The organism is Janthinobacterium sp. Ant5-2-1, assembly GCF_001445815.1.
In the GTDB taxonomy this organism is placed as follows: Bacteria; Pseudomonadota; Gammaproteobacteria; order Burkholderiales; family Burkholderiaceae_D; genus Janthinobacterium; species Janthinobacterium lividum_E.
The window spans coordinates 1-19188 of the sequence record NZ_LNCE01000006.1 but is presented as its reverse complement, the minus strand read 5'-3'; the positions used below and the strand labels follow the sequence as shown (position 1 = coordinate 19188).

The window sequence follows — 19188 nt, the reverse complement described above, 5'->3', positions numbered from 1 at the left end:
GAGCATGGACATCACAGAATATATGCAGGACGTGGGCACGCGCGCGCGCGCCGCTTCGCGCGCCATGGCGCGTGCCGACAGCGCCACGCGCAACCGCGCCTTGAGCCTGATCGCCGCCGCCATCGTGCGCGATGCCGATCTGCTGCGGGCCGCCAACCAGCGCGACCTCGATGCGGCTGCCGCCGCCGGCCTGGCGCCGGCCATGCTCGACCGCCTCACCCTGTCCGATGCGGCGATTGCCACCATGGTCGAAGGCTTGACGCAGATCGTTTCGCTGGCCGATCCGATCGGTGAAATCTCGAACATGAAGTTCCGCCCGACAGGCATCCAGGTGGGCCAGATGCGCGTGCCGCTGGGCGTCATCGGCATCATCTATGAAGCGCGTCCGAACGTGACGGTGGACGCGGCCGGCCTGTGCATCAAGAGCGGCAACGCGACGATTCTGCGCGGCGGCTCGGAAGCGATACACTGCAACCGCGCGCTGGCCAAGCTGGTGGCCGAGGGCTTGCAGGGAGCAGGCCTGCCGGCCGATGCCGTGCAAGTGATCGACACCACCGACCGCGCCGCCGTCGGCGCCCTGATCACCATGCCGCAGTACGTGGACGTCATCGTGCCGCGTGGCGGCAAGGGCCTGATCGCGCGCCTGATGGAAGAGGCCACCGTGCCGATGATCAAGCACCTCGACGGCATCTGCCACGTCTATATCGACGCCAAGGCCGATATCAGGAAGGCGATCGATATCGGCTTCAACGCGAAGTGCCACCGCTACGGCACCTGCAACACCATGGAAACCCTGCTGGTGTCGCGCGCCATCGCCGCCACCGTGCTGCCGCAGCTGGCCGAACTGTACCTGACCAAGCAGGTGGAACTGCGCGCCGATCCGGAAAGCCATGCGATCCTGGCCGCCGCCGCGTATCCCCACCTGGTGCCCGCCACCGAAGAAGACTGGTCCACCGAATACCTGGCGGCCATTCTGTCGGTGAAAGTGGTCGACGGCATCGACGAAGCGATGGATCACATCAACCAGTATTCATCGAAGCACACGGAATCGATCATCACGGAAGACTACAGCGATGCGCTGCGCTTCCTGCGCGAAGTCGATTCCGCCTCGGTGATGGTGAACGCGTCGACGCGTTTCGCCGACGGCTTTGAATATGGCCTGGGCGCCGAGATCGGCATCTCGAACGACAAGCTGCACGCGCGCGGTCCGGTGGGCCTGGAAGGCCTGACCTCGCTCAAGTACGTGGTCTTTGGCCACGGCGAAGTCCGCAAGTAGTCTCTTCGCGGGCGGCCCACAAGGCGGCCCGCGCTTTGTTTTTCTCCACCTCCGACACTGGGAACCCCATGCTCTTTCTCTGGACCAAAGCCTTCCACATCATCTTCGTCATGTCGTGGTTCGCCGGCCTGTTTTATTTGCCGCGCATCTTCGTGAACCTGGCGATGGAGACGGAAACGGTGGCCACCGAGCGCCTGCTGCTGATGGCGCGCAAGCTGTACCGCTTCATGTCGCTGCTGGCGCTGCCGGCCATGGTGCTGGGGCTGGCGCTGATGTGGATGCTGTACGGCGGGGGCGAAGGCCGCATGAAGATGCCTGGCTGGATGCATGCCAAGTTGACGTTCGTGGTGCTGCTGCTCGGCTATCACCACGCCTGCGGCTCCATCCTGCGCAAGTTTGAAAAAGGTCTCAACAAGCGCAGCCACACCTGGTTCCGCTGGTTTAACGAGGTGCCGGTGGTGATGCTGCTGGCCGTCGTCGTGCTGGTCGTGGTCAAGCCTTTCTAAGGGAGTCGAGATGAGTGCAAGCCAGAGCAAAGTCGTGCAGTATTTCTTCGCGCCTCACTCGCCATGGACCTACCTCGGTCACGCGCGCCTGATGGCCATCGCCGCAAAGACGGGCGCACAGATCGACGTGCGTCCCTTCGACCTGGGCAAGGTCTTCAGCGTCTCGGGCGGCTTGCCGCTGGCCAAGCGCGCACCGCAGCGCCAGGCGTACCGCCTGGCCGAACTGGCGCGCTGGTCGGCCTTTCTGCAAGTGCCATTGACCTTGCAGCCGAAGTTTTTCCCCGTGTCGCCGGAAGCGTCGGCCAAGCTGATCATCGCCACGCGCTTGGCGCACGGCGTGGAAGCCTCGTTGAACCTTGCGCACGCCATCATGCGCGGCCTGTGGGCCGAAGAGCGCAACATCGGAGACGAAGAGACGCTGGTGCAGATCGCCGTTGACGCGGGTTTCGATGGCCGCCAGTTGCTGAAAACGTCGGAAACGGCCAGCGTGCAGGCGGAATACGACGCCAATACGGAGGCAGCCACCGCCGCCAATATCTTTGGCTCGCCGTGGTACATCGTCGATGGCGAAGGGTACTGGGGCCAGGACCGCCTCGATTTCGTCGAGCGGGCGCTGTTAGTAAAGTAATTAGATGTAGGTCGGATTAGCGCCCCGCGCGTGATCCGACAAGCTCGGTCGGCAGCGTACGTCGGCTTACACCCTGGCGGGCTAAGCCGACCTACGGGACAGGCGCGGTTTTGCCTCATGGTATGAGGATGTAGGTCGGATTAGCGGGGCAAGGCCGCGCGTAATCCGACAAGCTCAGCCAGCAGCACATGTCGGCTGGCGAGGTGGCAAATTAAAAGCAGTGTTAACAAAGTGGTTTTTTTAATGCAGTAACAGTAACGATACCCGCAGGCACCGTCGCGAGCGGATCGCCGCTTGTCCGAGAAGCGCAGCCGTACGAAGGTACGGCGAGCATCGCCGGGCGAGCGCCGTACCGCGCAGCAGGTGCCTGCGGGTGTTCACTACAACGGATAAAAGGTATCCTCATTATGGCTTCATATTTTTGCCCATGCCCGCGCGGCATGGAAGCGGCGCTGGCCGAGGAACTGGGCGAGATCGCCCAGGATAGTGCGACCATGAAGGTCCACAACCAGGTGCCGGGCGGCGTACACTGCTCGGGCGACCTGCTCGATTCCTACCGCATCAACCTGCATTCGCGCATCGCTTCGCGCGTGCTGATGCGCATGGCCCATTCCGGCTACAAGACGGAAAACGATATTTATGACCTGACCCTGGCGCAATCCTGGGAAGACTGGTTCGGCGTACACCACACGATCCGCGTCGACGTCACGGCAGTCAAGTCGCCGTTGCGCAGCCTGGAATTCACGACATTGAAAATCAAGGATGCGATCTGCGACCGCTTCCGCGACCAGTTCAACGAGCGTCCATCGGTCAACACCAAGACGCCGGACATGCGCATCGTCGGCTTCCTCGACGCGCACACGTTCACCGTCTACCTCGACACCTCGGGCGAAGCCCTGTTCAAGCGCGGCTGGCGCGAAGAGACGGGCGACGCGCCGCTGCGCGAAAACCTGGCCGCCGGCCTGCTGCGCGTGTCGGGCTGGAAGCCCGGCATGGTGCTGTTCGACCCGATGTGCGGTTCCGGCACCATCCTGGCCGAAGCGGCGCAGATGCTGCAGGGGATTCCACCGGGCGCGTCGCGCCAGTTTGCGTTTGAAAACTTCCACGATTTCGATCCGGCGCCGTGGAATGCCATGAAAAATGCCATCAAGGTCAATCCGCTGCCGGCCGAACCGACGATTTTCGGCAGCGACATCTCGGGCGACATGGTGGCCATGACGCGCCATAACCTGCGTTGCGCCGGCGTGCGCTTCGACGTGCCGCTGAAACAGATCGAGGCGCAGGAAGTCAAGCCGCCAAGCGACGTGCCGGGCATCATGCTGACCAATCCGCCGTACGGCGAACGTATCGGCGTGCGCGGCGACAGCACCATCCCGGAAGACGAGCTGTCGACGTCCTTCTACTCGGCCATGGGCACGACCCTGAAGCAGCGTTTCGCCGGCTGGACAGTGTTCCTGTTCACGGCCGACCTGGGCTTGCCCAAGCTGCTGCGCCTGAAAGAAGCGCGCAAGACGCCATTCTTCAACGGCGCGCTGGAATGCCGTCTGTTCCGCTTCGATATGGTCGCAGGCTATAACCGCCGCGAAGAAGCCAAGCCCAAGCCACAGCAGTAAGCGTTCACCGTAAGTAATACACCCGCAGTAACCCCGCGCGGACCAATGCAGGTCCGCGCGCCACTTTGGATCCGCCATGTTTCCCACTCCTCCGGCCGACGTGCCGCCCGACCCGGTTACTCCCGTTCCGCCTCCCACGCCGAGCCACATGGCGCCGCTGAGCCGCGGTGCGCTGGCGATGATGCTGGCCGGGCTGTCGATGCTGGGCCCTTTGTCGATCGACACGTATCTGCCCGCGTTTGGCGCGATCCAGGGTTCGCTGCAGGCCTCGCCGCTGGAAGTGCAGCAGTCGCTGACGTTCTACATGCTGGCCTTTGCCGGCATGGTGCTGTGGCATGGCGCGATTTCGGATACTTTCGGCCGGCGCAATGTCATCCTCGTGTCCCTGCTGATGTTTGCCATCGGCTCGCTCGGTTGCGCTTCGGCGCACACGGTGCACTATCTGTGGTTCTTCCGCATCATGCAGGGCGTCTCGGCCGGCGCCGGCGTGGTGATCAGCCGCGCCATCATCCGCGACCTGTATGCCGATGCGGCGGCGGCGCGGCTGCTGTCGCTGGTGACGATGATCTTTTCCATCGCTCCGGCCGTGGCGCCGATTCTCGGCGGCTGGATCGTCATCTGGTTCGACTGGCGCTCGATCTTCCTGTTCCTTGCCTTTTACACGGTGGTGTTGCTGGCGTTCTGCTACTGGCGCCTGCCCGAAACCCTGCCTTTGGCCAAGCGCCAGCCGTTCAATCCCCGTTTCCTCGCGTCGAGCTATGGCCAGATCCTGCGTTCGCCCCTGTTCCACATCAAGGCGGGCATCGTCGCCCTCAATTTTGCGGGCCTGTTCCTGTTCATCACGGCCGCGCCGGAAATGCTGCCCAAGCAGCTGGGCCTGGGGCCATCGCAATTCGCCTGGCTGTTCATTCCCTGCGTGAGCGGCATCTTCATGGGCGCCGCGGCGGCCAACCGCATCGCGGGCAAGGTCACGTTCGCGCGCCAGATCGGCATCGGCTTCGCCTTCCTGCTGTGCGCCGCCAGCGTCAATGTCGTGTATCACCAGTTCCTGCCGCCATCGTTGCCCTGGTCGGTGCTGCCCCTGTTCTTCTACACCTTCGGCATGTCGCTGGTGGGGCCGGGCGCGACCCTGCTGGCGCTCGACCTGTTCCCGCATATCCGCGGCACGGTGGCCTCGTGCCAGTCGTTTGCCAGCACCTTGCTGGGCGCCGTGGTGGCCGGCGTGATCTCGCCGCTGCTGTCCGGTTCCGTGCTGTGGCTGGCCTCGGGCCAGCTGGCGTTTACGGGCCTGGCGCTGGCGCTGTGGCTGATATCGCGGCGCTTCCGCCACCGTTTGCTGGGTTCCTTCAAGGCATAAGTTTCCACTGTAGAACGCTGGATTTATTTCAACTTAATTTTCTATATTGCAAGTAATATCCGGCGCTTATGATAAGATGACTGCTTTCCCGGCATCCTCTCAGGCAACACATTTTTTGCTCAAAGGAGTGGAGGATTCCTCTGAACGTGGCCGCGCTTCGCTGCTGAGCGCTCATCCTTTTCGAACCGGCAATGCCTGATACGATGCATCAATCTGATCAAGATATTCGCAATCGCCTGCTGATTGCCCGCCTGCCGGCCATGCCGCAGATCCTCCTCAAGCTGATCGCCCACCTGCAGGCGGACGACGCCGGCATGCCGGAGCTGGCCGCCCTGATCGCCAAGGATGCGGGCATGACCAGCAAGATACTCGGCGTGGCCAACAGCTCGGCTTACCATCGCCAGAGCAAGGTGGTCAGCCTGGAGCAATCGCTCGTCTCGCTGGGCACGGACATGATCAAGACCCTGGTTATCAGCGAATCCGTGTTCCAGACCTTCAACAGCTTCCCCCATTCCGGCAGCACGGATTTGCGCGCCTTCTGGAAAAGTTCGCTGTCGGCCGCCGTCATGGCGCGCGCGCTGGCCAAGGCCATGGGCTATCCGCACGCCGAGGAAGCGTATCTGGCAGGCTTGCTGCACAACGTGGGCCGCCTGGCCTTGCTGGCCACGGCGCCGAAGGAATACGCCTTCAATTTCACGGCGCGCGACGATGCCGCCCTGTGCGCGGTGGAGCAGCGCACCTTGCAGATCACGCATGCCGAAGCGGGCGCCTGGCTGATCGAGCGCTGGCACCTCGATTCCTTCCTGGCCGACAGCGTGCTGTATCACCATGAACCGCTGGCGCGCCTGGAAGCGAGCCATCCCCTGATCCGCATCGTGCGCCTGGCGCACCTGCTGTGCTGCCATGCCGACGATGCGGACGAAGCCGAGTCCGTCGCGCAGGCGGCAAGCCTGTGCGCGCTGGACGTCAAGACACTGGAAGACCTGGCCGGTAGCGTCGCGCGCCAGGTGGAGCAGGCAGCGCAGCACCTGGGCATCGACCTGGCCGGCGCGGACGATATCGCCACGCCGCCCGCGTATGCGCCGCCCGCCCCCGATCCGGTGCAGCAGCGCCTGTCCGACGAAGTGCGCAACATGGTGCTGGTGTCCGAAGTGGGTCAGACCTTCGCCCGCCAGCAGGGCGAGAGCAGCCTGCTCGAAGCCATCACGCGCTCGGCGCGCATCCTGTTCGATTTCGACACCGCCGTCATCCTGCTGCAAAACGCCACCGGCCATGCGCTCGTCGGCGTGGCGGCGGGCGAACATCAGCAGCGCCTGGCCGGCTTCTCGATCCCGCTGGCCAAGGGCGGCCCCTTGGCCGCCTCCGCGCTCGAGTCCCAGCTGGCGTTCCTGAAACGCGACATGCCGGCGCTGGGCATCGTCGAGGAGCAGCTGTTCCGCATTCTTGGCACGGACAGCCTGGTCTGCGTGCCTTTGGCGTCGGGCCAGCGCAGCCTCGGTGTGCTCATTGGCGGCGTGGCGGCGTGGCAGATTCCCGCTTGCCAGAAGCGCGAAGGTTTCCTGCGCGCGTATGCCAACCAGGCCGCCACGGCGCTGGAAACGGCCATCAGCGCGCGCGGCCTGGCGCGGCGCCAGCTCGATCACGTGACCGAGGAATACCGCGCCGCGTCGCGCCGCGTCGTGCATGAAGTGAATAATCCACTGTCCATCATCAAGAACTACCTGAGCGTGCTCGATCACAAGCTGGAGAAGCAGGAACCGGTGTCCGGCGAAATGGCGATTCTCAATGAGGAAATCGACAGGGTCGGCCAGTTGATCGGCGGCCTGGCCGATCTGCAGCCGGCAGCGGCCAATGGCGTGACCGATTGCGCGCGCGTCGTCGACGATGTGCTGCGCCTGTTCCGCGCCACCGACTTCCTGCCGCCGAAGATCGAGGTCGTCACGCGCATGCAGGATGCGCCATGCGAGGTGGAGGCCGATGCCGACATGCTCAAGCAAATCCTGCTCAACCTGCTGAAGAACGCCGTCGAAGCCTTGCCCGATGGCGGGCGCATCGAAGTGGCGAACCGTGGCCACGTCAACCGCGACCGCCGCCTGTACCTTGAACTGTGCGTCAGCGACAATGGCGCGGGCCTGGCGCCGGAAGTGCTGGCCAATCTGTTTTCCCCTGTGCGCAGTAGCAAGGAAGGCGCGCATCACGGCCTGGGCCTGTCCATCGTGCATGACCTGGTCACGCGCCTGCATGGCGTGATCGGCTGCCGCAGCAGCAAGTCCGGCACCTCGTTTGAAATTTTACTGCCCATTCCCTTGCCGACGAGCGCTGCAGCCGTGCTGCCCGCACCCGGCAATACCGCCTTGTCCTCGTAACGTCCATGAACTCCTCCGCCATTCCGTTTGACCTGGAAAACAGCCCGCGCATCCTGCTGGTCGACGACGAGCCTCGTCTGCTCGCCTCCCTCCACGAACTGCTGAAGGACCGCGGCTACCAGCTGCACACGGCCACTTGCGGCAGCGAGGCGCTGGCGCAGTTGTCGAAGCTGCGCTTCGACCTGATCCTGCTCGACTTGCGCCTGCCCGACATGAGCGGCCATGAAATCATGGACCACATCAACCGGCGCGGCATCGAGGGCGACGTGATCGTCATGAGTGGCGACGTCGGCATCGAGGCGGCCATCGGCGCCCTGAAGCGTGGCGCCTACGATTATCTGCGCAAGCCCTACAGCCGGGAAGAACTGCTCAAGACGGTGGAGAACGCGCTGCAAAAGCGCAAGCTGGCGCTGGAGAACGAGCGCATCGCGCTGCAGCTGGAAAACTCGGAAAAGATGTACCGCTACCTGGTCGACAGCTCGCCCGACATCATCTATACGCTGAACCACGAAGGCCGCATCACCTTCATCAACGACAGGGTGCACCAGTTGCTGGGCTTTAGCCGCGAAGAGCTGATTGGCAGCCATTATTCCATCCTCGTGCACGATGAAGACCAGGAGCGGGCGCGCTATGCCTTCAATGAGCGCCGCCTCGACGAGCGCGCCTCGCGCAATGTGGAATTGCGCCTGAAGTGCCATAGCGGCACTGGCAGCGACCGCACCTTCAACAACACCTTGATGACGATCCCGCTCAATTCGATCGGCATGCACAGCCACGATCACGAAGCGAAAAAGCAGGAGTACTTCGGCACCTACGGCGTGGCGCGCGACATCACCGACCGCAAGCGCGCCGAGGAAGTCATCTCTTACCAGGCTTACCACGACATCCTGACGGACCTGCCGAACCGCATGCTGTTCAAGGACCGCCTGGGACTGGCCGTGATCCAGGCGCGGCGCAAGCTGACGGAACTGGCCGTGATGTTCATCGACCTCGATCGCTTCAAGCTGGTCAACGATACCCTGGGCCACGTGAAGGGCGACGAGTTGCTGCAGCAGGTGGCGCTGCGCCTGAAGGATTGTTTGCGCCGCGGCGATACGTTGGCGCGCCAGGGCGGCGACGAATTCACCATCGTGCTGCCGGAATTGCGCGACCGCCAGGATGCGCGCCTGATCGCCGACAAGTTCCTCGAATGCCTGCACCAGCCCTTCGACCTCGATGGCAACCAGGTGCATATCTCGGCCTCGATCGGCATCGCCATCTATCCGGGCGACGGCGAGACCATCGACGAGCTGCTGCGCCACGCCGACATCGCCATGTACCAGGTCAAGGCGCTGGGCAAGAATGGCCACAGTTTTTATCACGAGTCCATGCTCGACGTGTCGCACCAGAAGATCGCGCTCGAGCAAAGCTTGCGCAAGGCGCTGGAACTGAACCAGCTGGAGATGTATTACCAGCCGCAGGTGGACGTGATGACGGGCCGCATCGTCGGCGCCGAAGGCCTGATGCGCTGGAACCACCCGCAGCGGGGCTTGCTGACGGCCGGTGAATTCCTGCCGTTTGCCGAGGAAAACGGCTTGATGCTGCCGATCTCGGACTGGATGCTGGGCGCCCTGTGCCGCGACCTGGTGCAGTGGAACGCGGCCGGCGGCGAAGCCGTGCGCCTGTCGCTCAATTTGTCGCCGCAATACCTGGACCGTGGCGACTTTTTCGAGAAGATGCGCGGCGCGCTGACGCGCTACGGCATCGCGCCGGAAAAGATCGAAGTGGAGATCACGGAAAACATCTGCATCCGCAATCCGCAGTATGCGATCGAGCAGTTGAACAAGCTGTGCCAGCTGGGCGTGTCGGTCGCCATCGACGATTTCGGCACAGGCTATTCCTCGCTCTCGTACCTGCACCGCTTCCCCATCCACACCATCAAGATCGACCAGTCGTTTGTGAAGGAAATCCACGACGAGCACGGGCACTATCCCGTCATCCTGGCCATCATCTCGATCGCGCGCGGCCTGGGCCTGCACCTGATCGCCGAAGGCGTGGAGACGGAAGGGCAAGCGCGCTATCTGCAGGACAAGGGTTGCACCACGATGCAAGGCTATCTGTACCATCGGCCCATTTCGCTGGGCAGCTTTATTGGCGTGCTGCAGGAGCAGAACCGTCTGATCGCCAATGCCGCCCCCGCGCCGTCCCAGACGCTGGCCATCGAGGCTTGACCGTGTCGCTTGCCGATCCCCGCTCCACGGCTGCTCATTCCACGGCTGCTCATTACACAGCTGATTACCTGCGCCTGAAAGGACTGGCCGAGAAGGGCAATGCGAACGCCCAGCACAGCCTGGGCTTCATGTATTTCAATGGCCAGGGCATCGAACAAAGCTATGCGCTGGCGCTGCACTGGCACGGCCTGGCTGCCGCGCAGGGGCTCGAGCACGCGCAATACAACCTGGGCGTGATGTGCCAGAAGGGCCAGGGCGTGCCACAGGATTTTGCGCAAGCGGCGCATTGGTACCAGCAGGCGGCCGAGCAAGGCTACGCGGCGGCGCAGTACAACCTGGGCTGGCTGTATGCCAAGGGCCAGGGACTCGCGCAAGATAGCGGGCAAGCCATGCTGTGGTTCAGCCGCGCGGCCGAACAGGGCGACGCGGGCGCGCAGAATAATCTGGGCATGATGTATGACAATGGCAAGGGCGTGCCGCAGGATTTCGTGCAAGCCATCGCCTGGTACCGCAAGGCCGCCGAACAGGGCTATGCGCGCGCGCAGTTCAACCTGGGCCTGCGCTACGACAATGGCCAGGGCGTGCGCCAGGACCGCCAGCAGGCGACGGCCTGGATGCGCAAGGCGGCCGAGCAAGGCTATGCGCCGGCCCAGTTCAACCTGGCGCTGCGCTATGAAAATGGCGACGTGCTGCCGCAGGACAGCCGGCAGGCAATCGCCTGGTACCGGCGCGCGGCCGAGCAGGGGCACGCTAGCTCGCAGTTCAACCTGGGCCTGATCTACGACAATGGCCAGGGCGTGCCCTGCGATAAACAGGCGGCCCTTGAGTGGTACGTGAAGGCGGCCGGCCAGGGGCACGCGGCGGCCCAGCACAACCTGGGTCTGCACCATGAACACGCCGCGCACGATTACACGCAGGCGCAGGCGTTCTACCGCCAGGCGGCCGGGCAGGGCTTTCCCGCCGCGCAGTATCAGCTGGGACTGTTGCATGAGCACGGACAGGGCATGCCCGCCGATGCACAGGAAGCCATCTTCTGGTACCGCAAGGCGGCCGACCAGGGGCACGTGCGGGCGCAGTTCGACCTGGGCCTGCGTTACGAACATGGCCAGGGCGTGCCGCAGGATCTGTCGCTGGCGCTGGAATGGTACCGCCGCGCCGCGGATCAGGATTACGCGCCGGCGCAATACATGCAGGGTGTCTTGCACGACCGCGACGATGGCCCGGCACCCGACAGCCAGCAGGCCTGCGCCTGTTACTGCCGCGCCGCCGCGCAGGGGCACAGCCTGGCCCAGTTTGCCCTGGGCCTGCGGCATGACAATGGCCAGGACGTGCCGCAGGACTATGCCGCCGCCTGGGACTGGTACGCGCTGGCCGCGCGCCAGGGCCATGCGCGGGCGCAGATGAATCTGGGCTTGATGGCGGCCAGCGGCCAGGGCAGCCCGCTCGATTTGCAGCAGGCGTATATCTGGCTGTCGATGGCCGTGGCGGCAGGCGTGGCCGGCGCGGAGAAATCCTTGCGCCAGACGGCGGCGCGCATGCGCGAGACGGATCTGGCGCGGGTGCGTGAACAGCTGGCGGCGATAGCAGGCTGAGCCTATCCCGGTATTCATCTACTGGCGTAGGCTCTAAGCTGCACTGCCCGCATTAGCGTGCGCGAATACAACAGCAGGTGCTGTATAGTCCCCTTCCTCCGCCATCTGTGGCCCCCTTGTTTTTCCCAGGCGCAAAAAAATGCTGCGGTATTGGCAGTTTTGATGTGCTAAGGTTCCAGCAGAAGGTGGTCTGTCTATTCTTTAGAAAAGGAAAACCATGCGCCTGAACCCTTTCCCTGGCCGTCCGGCCGCCATCTTGTGTGCGCTCGCGCTGCTGTCGTTTGGCGCCGCCGCCGGTCCCCTGGATGCTCTCAGCAACCAGGATGCCAGCAATGGCTTGAAAGCGGCGCTGGAAGCCGGTTCCGCCGCCGCCGTATCGAAACTCGGTATCGAGAATGGTTTCCTGAACAACGACAAGGTCAAGATCAAGCTGCCCGGCATCCTGGAGCAAGCCAAGCCCTTGCTGAAAATGACGGGCCGCGGCCAGCAGTTGGACGATCTGGTGGTGTCGATGAACCGTGCCGCCGAGTCGGCCGTACCCATGGCCAAGCCCTTGCTGCTCGACGCGGTCAAGTCGATGAGCGTGAGCGATGCGAAAAATATCCTGTCCGGTGGCGACACGTCGGTGACGGACTTCTTCCGCCAGAAGACTTCTGCTCCCCTGGCCGTCAAATTCCTGCCCATCGTGAAATCCGTCACCGACCGTTCCGGCCTGGCCAGCAAATACAACAGCACCATGAGCCAGATCGGCAAGACGGGACTCGTGCCGCAGCAGCAATCGACGGTGGAAGGCTACGTCACGGACCGTGCGCTTGACGGCCTGTACCTGATGATCGGCGAGGAAGAAAAAGCCATCCGCAGCAATCCGCTTGGGTATGGGAGCAAGATTATCGGCAAGGTATTTGGCAGTTTGAAGTAAGTTGAAATATGGAAAAGACATGGTTTTCCCATCTAGCGCCTATGCTGGATAGGCTACTGTGGTGTTAGGGAAACAAGTTAAGCATTTGCTACAAGAAAACAGTGTTAAAATTCTGCGACATACATTCCTGAGGCATGATTAAGCAACGATCAATTGCCCGGGAGTGCCCAGTTTTAGTGGCGAACTGATGCGCGGCATTGCAAGATGCCCGTCGGTTGGCCTTTTTTCGTTTTATTCACGTTTCCCCAAGCTCATTGATTTTCTGAACACATTGTCAGGAATTCCAGGTGCAGGATATTTTAGGTAGCCGGATTTGTTAAGCGTACTCAGAAAATCAATTAAATATACCTGGTGTGGCTGTCTGGTGCTTGGCGCGCCTTCGGCGATTGCCGCCACGCCGAATCATGGTGGTCAATCCGGCTATATCAATATGCCCAGCGCAGTGGTGGAAACGGACGGCACCTTCAGCGTCGGCTATAGCTACGACAGCCCGTATGGCCAGTTATGGGCCACGGCGAATATTCTGCCTTTCCTGCAAATGACGGGGCGCTACGTGTCGATTACCGGCATACCCGGATTTAGTGGCGTGCCGGGAGAGTATGGCAGCGAATATGGTCGATACAAAGATAAAGTGGTCGACAGCAAATTGCGTCTTTGGTCGGAAACGGCCTGGATTCCTTCGGTGGCTGTAGGTATGACCGATCTTTTTGGTACCGAACTGTTCAAAGGACAGTATCTCGTGGCGACCAAGACCTTCGGCGCCAATAAAAATATTGAAGCGAGCCTGGGTTACGCCCATCGGCGTCCGGACGGCGTATTTGCTGGCGCGCGCTGGACGCCGGCCAGTTTGCCACGCTGGTCTGTGGTGGCCGAGTACGATACCACCAACTATCAGCGTGATTTTGCCGCAGATCGTACTCAGGCAGGAAAGCGCCGCAAGGGCGCGTCTGTCGGTCTGGAATATCGCTGGGGCTGGCTTGCCCTGCAGGCGGCCCGCAATCGTGAGCAGTTCAGTGTCAATGCCTTTATCAGCATCCCGTTTGGCGAACGCGAGTTCATACCTAAAGTCTACGAACCCGCGTATTTTGTGGACGACAAGAATCCTCCACCCTTGCCAACCAAGGAAGAGTGGCATCGCGATGCTGGCTATGGTGCCGATCTGGTGAAAGCACTCGTGAAACAGGACTATAAGAATGTTCGCGTAGGGCAGGAAGGAAATACCCTCAGTCTGAGTTTGACGAATAGCCGAATCTCAAATATGGGACGGGCTGTTGGCCGGGCGACGCGCACGGCGCTGGCTTTCATGCCGAAAGATGTAACGACCATTCGCATTACCTATACCAAGCTGGATCAGCCGATCGCCACGTATGAGTTTTTTGATCTGCCCAAGCTGAACGACTATTTGACTGGCAAGATTGATCGTAAGGCATTCCTTGAGGGGGTCTTGCTGCGTTATCCGGAAAAGCGCGACGTCATTCGTGATGAGCAGCAAGGCTGGTTGCAGGAGTTCCTGGATCAGCCAGCGTCAGCCAAAGCCGGTGCCGTCCCTGTGCCAGCCCAGCCTGTTGTCGCTACGGTAATGCCCGCCAATGCAGCCATGACAGCGGTGCCTGCCGACACCGTGGTTGCGGAACCTGTTCCTGCCGTGGTGAAAGCTGCCAATGCCGTCAAGAGCGACGGTAAGCTGGCGGTAGGCGTGGGTGTCGATGGCGATGTGATCCAGGTGAAATCGGTGGATCGTGAAGCCAACCGTTTCAAGGTTGCTCCGAAAGTCGGTTTCTTCTTCAATGATCCTAGCGGTGCCTTCCGCTATTCGATTTCCGCCGTCGCCAATTATGATCGCCGACTCGGTGACGGGCTGTACCTGAATGGTGCTGCCAGCCTGCAATTGCTGGAAACAGTCTCGGGTGTAAAGCAACCGTCCAACAGCAGCTTGCCGCATGTGCGCAGCGATGTGGCCGAATACCTGCGCGGCGGCCGTTTCTCTCTCAGCCGCATCCTGCTGAATAAGTATGATAATCCGGCCGAGCGCGTATATACGCGCATGTCGGCCGGGCTGTACGAGGATATGTTCCGGGGTGTGGGCGGTCAGGTGCTCTACTTGCCGAAGGACAGCCGCTGGGCGGCCGATTTGGCCGTTGATGCCTTGCAACAGCGCGGTTTCAAAGGACTGCTGGATTCACGCGACTATAAAACGGTCACTGCGATTGGTTCCCTGCATTATCGCTTGCCGCATGATATTACGGTGACAGCCCGCGCTGGCCGCTTCCTGGCAAAGGACACGGGAGTTCGCATGGAATTCAAGCGCCGCTTTCAATCCGGCATCGAAGTGGGCGCCTGGTATACCCATACGAATGGCAACGATATCACCACCCCGGGTACGCCTGCCAAACCGTATCAGGACCGTGGTGTCTTTTTGTCCGTCCCGCTCAACAGTATGTTGCCGATGGACACGCAATCGACAGCCGGATTCGCGATTTCGCCATGGACGCGCGATGTGGGCCAAATGGTGGGTTCGCCTGGCGACCTGTACGATATGTTGGAACGTCCCCGTGCCGACATGCACAGCTATGATGGCCTGGGCAATTTTGCCGAGCGTCCTGACGAGCGGAACTTACCCGCCGTGAATCCACCGGACCGGCCGTTTGTCAGTCCATGGCCGGCAATGCGGGCGCGGCTGGAGCAATCCTCGTCTGCCTTGCCAGAGCCGGCCGAATGGGTCAAGGCTACCGCTCTTATCGGTGGTGTCGTGGTGGCTTCGGCACTGAGCGACAAGCCGGTTGATCGCTTCGTCAAGAAACATCAGGATTCCGCCTCGTTCCGGAATTGGGACAAATTGGGCAAGGCCATGCCTTTCGCTCTGGTGGGGGCCGCCGGTGCCGCTTTTGCACTGGGGGATGACCGCATGCAGAATACGGGCCTGATTTCCTTGCAATCGGTCGCGGCGGCAACTGGCTTGGCTGTGGCAGGGAAATATGCATTCGGGCGTGCTCGTCCTGAGGAAGATCGCGGTCCATGGTCCAGTGTTGGAGACGGCAAATCTCGATCGGACGCATCTTTCCCTTCTGGCCATTCGGCGATTGTTTTCGCTGCGGTAACTCCATTTGCCAAAGAATACGACGCGCCATGGTTATACAGCGTTGCGGCAGTTGGCTCGGCAGGCAGAGTGTTTGGCCGTAAGCACTGGGTTTCCGATACGGTTGCTGGCGGTATTCTCGGTTATGCGATGGGGAGCTGGCTCTGGCACGCTCAGCGTGATCAGAGTAAATCGGGCCTGTCGATCACTCCGGGGCCGAAGGAAATTAGCGTGACTTGGCAGACCAAATACTAAGCACCCATGCAGCGCCGTTTATTTCTCAAACATCATTTATTCAGATAAAGATACACATGAAAAAGCAATTTCTTACCCCTCAGTCTTATGTGAAGCAACTGATTGTTTCGGCTTGCCTGCTGGGAATGAGTACCTCCTTTGCTGGAGCACAGGAGGTTGCAACGCCAGGCAGCGATGGCAATCAAGCCTTGGCCGCGGGCGATGCGATGCGACAGCCAGCTTCCGAGACAAGACTCGGCTTGCCATCCATCCGCAATAGTCGCAATGGCGAGCAACGTCAGGCACCGACGCCACCCACCAGCCGTCCGGCCAAGCGGGTCGCTGCGGAAGTTGGCGCGTTCGAGTCCTATGCGGAAGGGGTAACGGGACAAAAGTTGTCTGTGTTTGGCAAGGATCTGTTTAGTGACGTGCCATCGACGTTTGCGCCATTCGATAGCGTACAGGTCAATCAGGAATATGTGATCGGCACAGGCGACGAATTGCAGATCCGCGGCTGGGGGATGGTCGACATCGATGTCAATGCAACGGTGGACCGCGGTGGTGCTGTCTATATCCCGCGAGTGGGGTCAGTCAAGGTTTCCGGCGTCAAATACAAGGATTTGCAAGGCTATCTGAAAAAGGCTGTCGGCAAGCTTTTCACAAATTTCGACCTGACGGCCAGTATCGCTCAGACGCGCGCAGTGCAAGTGTATGTGGTGGGTCATGCGGTTCGTCCAGGTACCTATACCTTGAGCGCGATGAGTACCCTGCTGAATGCCTTGTTTACCTCGGGTGGTCCGGACAGCACCGGTAGCATGCGTAATATCCAACTGAAGCGCGGTTCGCAAACGGTCAGCACCTTTGACTTATACGATATCGTGGCCAAGGGGGATAAGACTCGTGACGTAACCTTGCAAGATGGCGATGTCATCTATATTCCGGAAGTAGGACCATTGGTCGCGCTTACTGGTAATGTGAAGCAAGCGGGTATCTTTGAATTGAAGGGCAAGTCCAACCTGTCCGAGGTCCTTTCATGGGCCGGTGGCTTTGATTCAGCCGCGGAAACCAAGCAAGTCGTCGTTGAGAAGAATGTCGATAATCAGTACACCGCAGTGGCGGATTTGATCGCGGATAAAACGCTGAACAATGCGCAACTGGCCAATGTTGTCGTCAATCCCACCGATATCTTGCGTGTATTCTCTCCAGGCGCGGTACCCGTTGAGGCACAGGTTCAGAGTGAATACGTGCGGATCGCTGGTGAGGCCAGAAAAAGCGGTATTTTCCTGCTGAAAAAAGGTGAAACTCTGCGCGAATTCATCGTGCGCGTGGGCGGCGCCAATGAGAATGGCTATCTGTATGCACTGCAATTAAACCGCGAATCGGTACGCCGCAATCAGCAAGCGAAACTCAATGAAGTGGCAGACCGCTTCGAGCGTGATATGGAGTCGAACGCGACCCAGAAAATGGCGGCGACGACAGATAAGGAAAATGCGGCGAAAACGGCCGCCGAAGTGGAACAGCAGCGTCGTATCGTGCAGCGGATGCGTTCGGTCAAGGCGGAAGGACGTATTGTTCTCGATCTGCCCGGTCTGGAGACGGAAGTGAAAAATCTGCCCGACGTTCCCCTGCAGAATGGCGATAGCATCTATATTCCGCGCCGCCCAGGTACGGTCGATGTACTGGGTTCTGTATTTCAACAAAACGCCTTTGTTTATCGTCCTCAGCGTACGGCCGCAGACTATCTGGAGCAGGCCGGTGGTTTGACTGCCAATGCGGATAAATCGGAAATGTACGTGATCCGTGCGGACGGAACGGCACGCAGTGGACGTAATAGCGGATTGTTCGCCAGTGTCGGCAGTACCGCAATCAACCCTGGCGATGCGATTGTGATACCGGAAAAAATTGACCGTAATTCCTTTGTACAGAATCTGAAAGAATGGACGGCGATCTTCTATCAATTCGGCCTGGGTGCTGCAGGACTGAAGGTGCTGAAGGATTAATGGTTTATTCACGGCCATCCCGCTCCGATCATCGCCCGTTGTGGGCGGTCGAACACGTTGCGGAGATGCCCGTCGCGCACAGCCATGCATCGCGAGAGTCAATGCATGGCGAGAAAAATATTCAGCTTATTTTTAAGAATTTCTTTCAATAGAAAAAAGAAAACAATGTCCATCCCTACTGCCACAAAAGATATCGACGACGGTGTGAATATTCAAGAATATATCTCTATAGTAATGCGTCGAAAGAAAATGATATTGGGTGTGTTCAGCGTCGTTGCGATCGCTGCGCTGGCAACCAGTCTGTTGTTACCCCCGACTTATTCTTCGAAAGCCACATTACTTCCACCACAGCAGCAAAGTTCGAGTGTGTCTGCACTGATGGGGCAACTCGGTGGCTTGGCCGGGGCTGCCGGCAGTCTGGCTGGCCTGAAAAATCCCAACGACCTGTATGTCGGGATGCTGCAAAGCCGTACCGTCGCAGATAACATCATCGCGCGGTATAAGCTGGAAGAGCGTTACAAACAAGATTCAATGCAGGACACAAGAAAAGCGTTTGAGAAGAAACGCCGGATCACCAGTGGTAAAGATGGCATGATTTCGATTGAAGTGGATGACAAGGATCCCAAGGTTGCCGCTGACATTGCTAACGCACATGTTGATGAGTTAATGGTGTTGACCAAGACGTTTGCCATTACCGAAGCATCTCAACGGAGATTGTTTTTCGAGAAGCAGCTTAAATTGGCAAAAGAGGAATTGGCCAATGCGGAGTTGGCCTTGCGCAAGACGCAGGAAAATACCGGCATGCTGCAATTAAGTGGACAGGTGCAGGGTATTATCGCCAGCATGGCCCAACTGAAAGGCGTCATTGCCTCGAAAGAAGTTGAGGCGGCCTCCATGCGGACTTTTGCTACAGGCCAGAATCCGGCGCTGGTGCGTGTCAACGAGGAGTTGAGATCCCTGAGAGGCCAGCTTGAGAAATTACAGGCTAAGCAGGATGGGAAGGACGGTGGCTTGCTTACTTCGACGGGCAACATTCCGGAAGTGGGCTTGGAATATGTACGTAAATTAAGAGACGTTAAGTATTACGAAACAGTATTCGAATTGCTGGCGAAACAATTTGAAATGGCCAAAATTGACGAAGCCAAGGATACCTCGACCATTCAGCAACTGGATAAAGCCATTCCAGCGGATAAGAATTCTGGACCAAAACGTTTGATGATTGCTTTGGCAGGGCTTGCTGGAGGACTGTTATTGGGAATCATGATGGCGATTTTCTATGAAAAGTATCTCCCACGCAGAAATGTTTCTGTTGTAAGCAAGTAAACAAGTTCAACGACTAAAAGTAGATATATGACATATCTACTTTTTTCAATTGATATTCCCCCTTCTGTACCGCTAAAACCTGTTCGAG

At 60.0% G+C, this 19188-nt stretch carries 12 protein-coding genes; all 12 read left to right on the top strand.

Annotated features, from left to right (window positions below; all coding sequences use genetic code 11):
* Window positions 1-4: 4 nt before the first annotated feature.
* The 12 genes from ASN89_RS01335 to ASN89_RS01280 all read left to right on the top strand — a co-directional run bounded on the left by ASN89_RS01335 (window position 5) and on the right by ASN89_RS01280 (window position 19100).
* Window positions 5-1276 (top strand): glutamate-5-semialdehyde dehydrogenase, encoded by a 1272-nt coding sequence (locus ASN89_RS01335; RefSeq protein WP_046684468.1) that lies wholly within the window; start codon window positions 5-7, stop codon window positions 1274-1276.
* A 68-nt stretch (window positions 1277-1344) separates the two neighbouring features.
* Window positions 1345-1782: a CopD family protein gene (locus ASN89_RS01330; protein WP_034745744.1), complete on the top strand. Its 438-nt coding sequence runs from the start codon at window positions 1345-1347 to the stop codon at window positions 1780-1782.
* Between the two features lie 10 nt (window positions 1783-1792).
* A complete protein-coding gene (locus ASN89_RS01325) occupies window positions 1793-2410 on the top strand; it encodes a 2-hydroxychromene-2-carboxylate isomerase (protein ID WP_046684467.1) in 618 nt (205 codons plus the stop codon).
* A 407-nt stretch (window positions 2411-2817) separates the two neighbouring features.
* On the top strand, window positions 2818-4023 hold the full coding sequence (locus ASN89_RS01320; RefSeq protein ID WP_374106838.1) for a THUMP domain-containing class I SAM-dependent RNA methyltransferase: 1206 nt from the start codon (window positions 2818-2820) through the stop codon (window positions 4021-4023).
* Between the two features lie 76 nt (window positions 4024-4099).
* On the top strand, window positions 4100-5380 hold the full coding sequence (locus tag ASN89_RS01315; RefSeq protein WP_200968936.1) for a multidrug effflux MFS transporter: 1281 nt from the start codon (window positions 4100-4102) through the stop codon (window positions 5378-5380).
* Between the two features lie 203 nt (window positions 5381-5583).
* The gene (locus ASN89_RS01310) at window positions 5584-7746 is read left to right on the top strand and encodes an HDOD domain-containing protein (RefSeq protein ID WP_058048016.1); all 2163 of its coding nucleotides are present in this window, start codon (window positions 5584-5586) and stop codon (window positions 7744-7746) included.
* A 5-nt stretch (window positions 7747-7751) separates the two neighbouring features.
* Window positions 7752-9956: an EAL domain-containing protein gene (locus ASN89_RS01305; RefSeq protein ID WP_046684464.1), complete on the top strand. Its 2205-nt coding sequence runs from the start codon at window positions 7752-7754 to the stop codon at window positions 9954-9956.
* Window positions 9957-9958: 2 nt separating this feature from the next.
* On the top strand, window positions 9959-11548 hold the full coding sequence (locus tag ASN89_RS01300; RefSeq protein WP_058048047.1) for an SEL1-like repeat protein: 1590 nt from the start codon (window positions 9959-9961) through the stop codon (window positions 11546-11548).
* Between the two features lie 217 nt (window positions 11549-11765).
* A complete protein-coding gene (locus tag ASN89_RS01295; protein WP_058048015.1) occupies window positions 11766-12467 on the top strand; it encodes a DUF4197 domain-containing protein in 702 nt (233 codons plus the stop codon).
* 313 nt (window positions 12468-12780) lie between these two features.
* A complete protein-coding gene (locus ASN89_RS01290; protein ID WP_235501821.1) occupies window positions 12781-15798 on the top strand; it encodes a YjbH domain-containing protein in 3018 nt (1005 codons plus the stop codon).
* 56 nt (window positions 15799-15854) lie between these two features.
* Window positions 15855-17777, top strand: coding sequence for an SLBB domain-containing protein (locus ASN89_RS01285; protein ID WP_152988403.1), 1923 nt, complete (start codon window positions 15855-15857; stop codon window positions 17775-17777).
* Window positions 17778-17942: 165 nt separating this feature from the next.
* Window positions 17943-19100, top strand: a complete 1158-nt coding sequence (locus tag ASN89_RS01280; RefSeq protein WP_046684460.1) for a GumC family protein — start codon at window positions 17943-17945, stop codon at window positions 19098-19100.
* Window positions 19101-19188: the final 88 nt, after the last annotated feature.

Bases quoted from the DNA above. Each gene is read 5' to 3' on its own strand.
- ASN89_RS01335 (WP_046684468.1), top strand. From the start codon at position 5: ATGGACATCACAGAATATATGCAGGACGTGGGCACGCGCGCGCGCGCC.
- ASN89_RS01330 (WP_034745744.1), top strand. From the start codon at position 1,345: ATGCTCTTTCTCTGGACCAAAGCCTTCCACATCATCTTCGTCATGTCG.
- ASN89_RS01325 (WP_046684467.1), top strand. From the start codon at position 1,793: ATGAGTGCAAGCCAGAGCAAAGTCGTGCAGTATTTCTTCGCGCCTCAC.
- ASN89_RS01320 (WP_374106838.1), top strand. From the start codon at position 2,818: ATGGCTTCATATTTTTGCCCATGCCCGCGCGGCATGGAAGCGGCGCTG.
- ASN89_RS01315 (WP_200968936.1), top strand. From the start codon at position 4,100: ATGTTTCCCACTCCTCCGGCCGACGTGCCGCCCGACCCGGTTACTCCC.
- ASN89_RS01310 (WP_058048016.1), top strand. From the start codon at position 5,584: ATGCATCAATCTGATCAAGATATTCGCAATCGCCTGCTGATTGCCCGC.
- ASN89_RS01305 (WP_046684464.1), top strand. From the start codon at position 7,752: ATGAACTCCTCCGCCATTCCGTTTGACCTGGAAAACAGCCCGCGCATC.
- ASN89_RS01295 (WP_058048015.1), top strand. From the start codon at position 11,766: ATGCGCCTGAACCCTTTCCCTGGCCGTCCGGCCGCCATCTTGTGTGCG.
- ASN89_RS01285 (WP_152988403.1), top strand. From the start codon at position 15,855: ATGAAAAAGCAATTTCTTACCCCTCAGTCTTATGTGAAGCAACTGATT.
- ASN89_RS01280 (WP_046684460.1), top strand. From the start codon at position 17,943: ATGTCCATCCCTACTGCCACAAAAGATATCGACGACGGTGTGAATATT.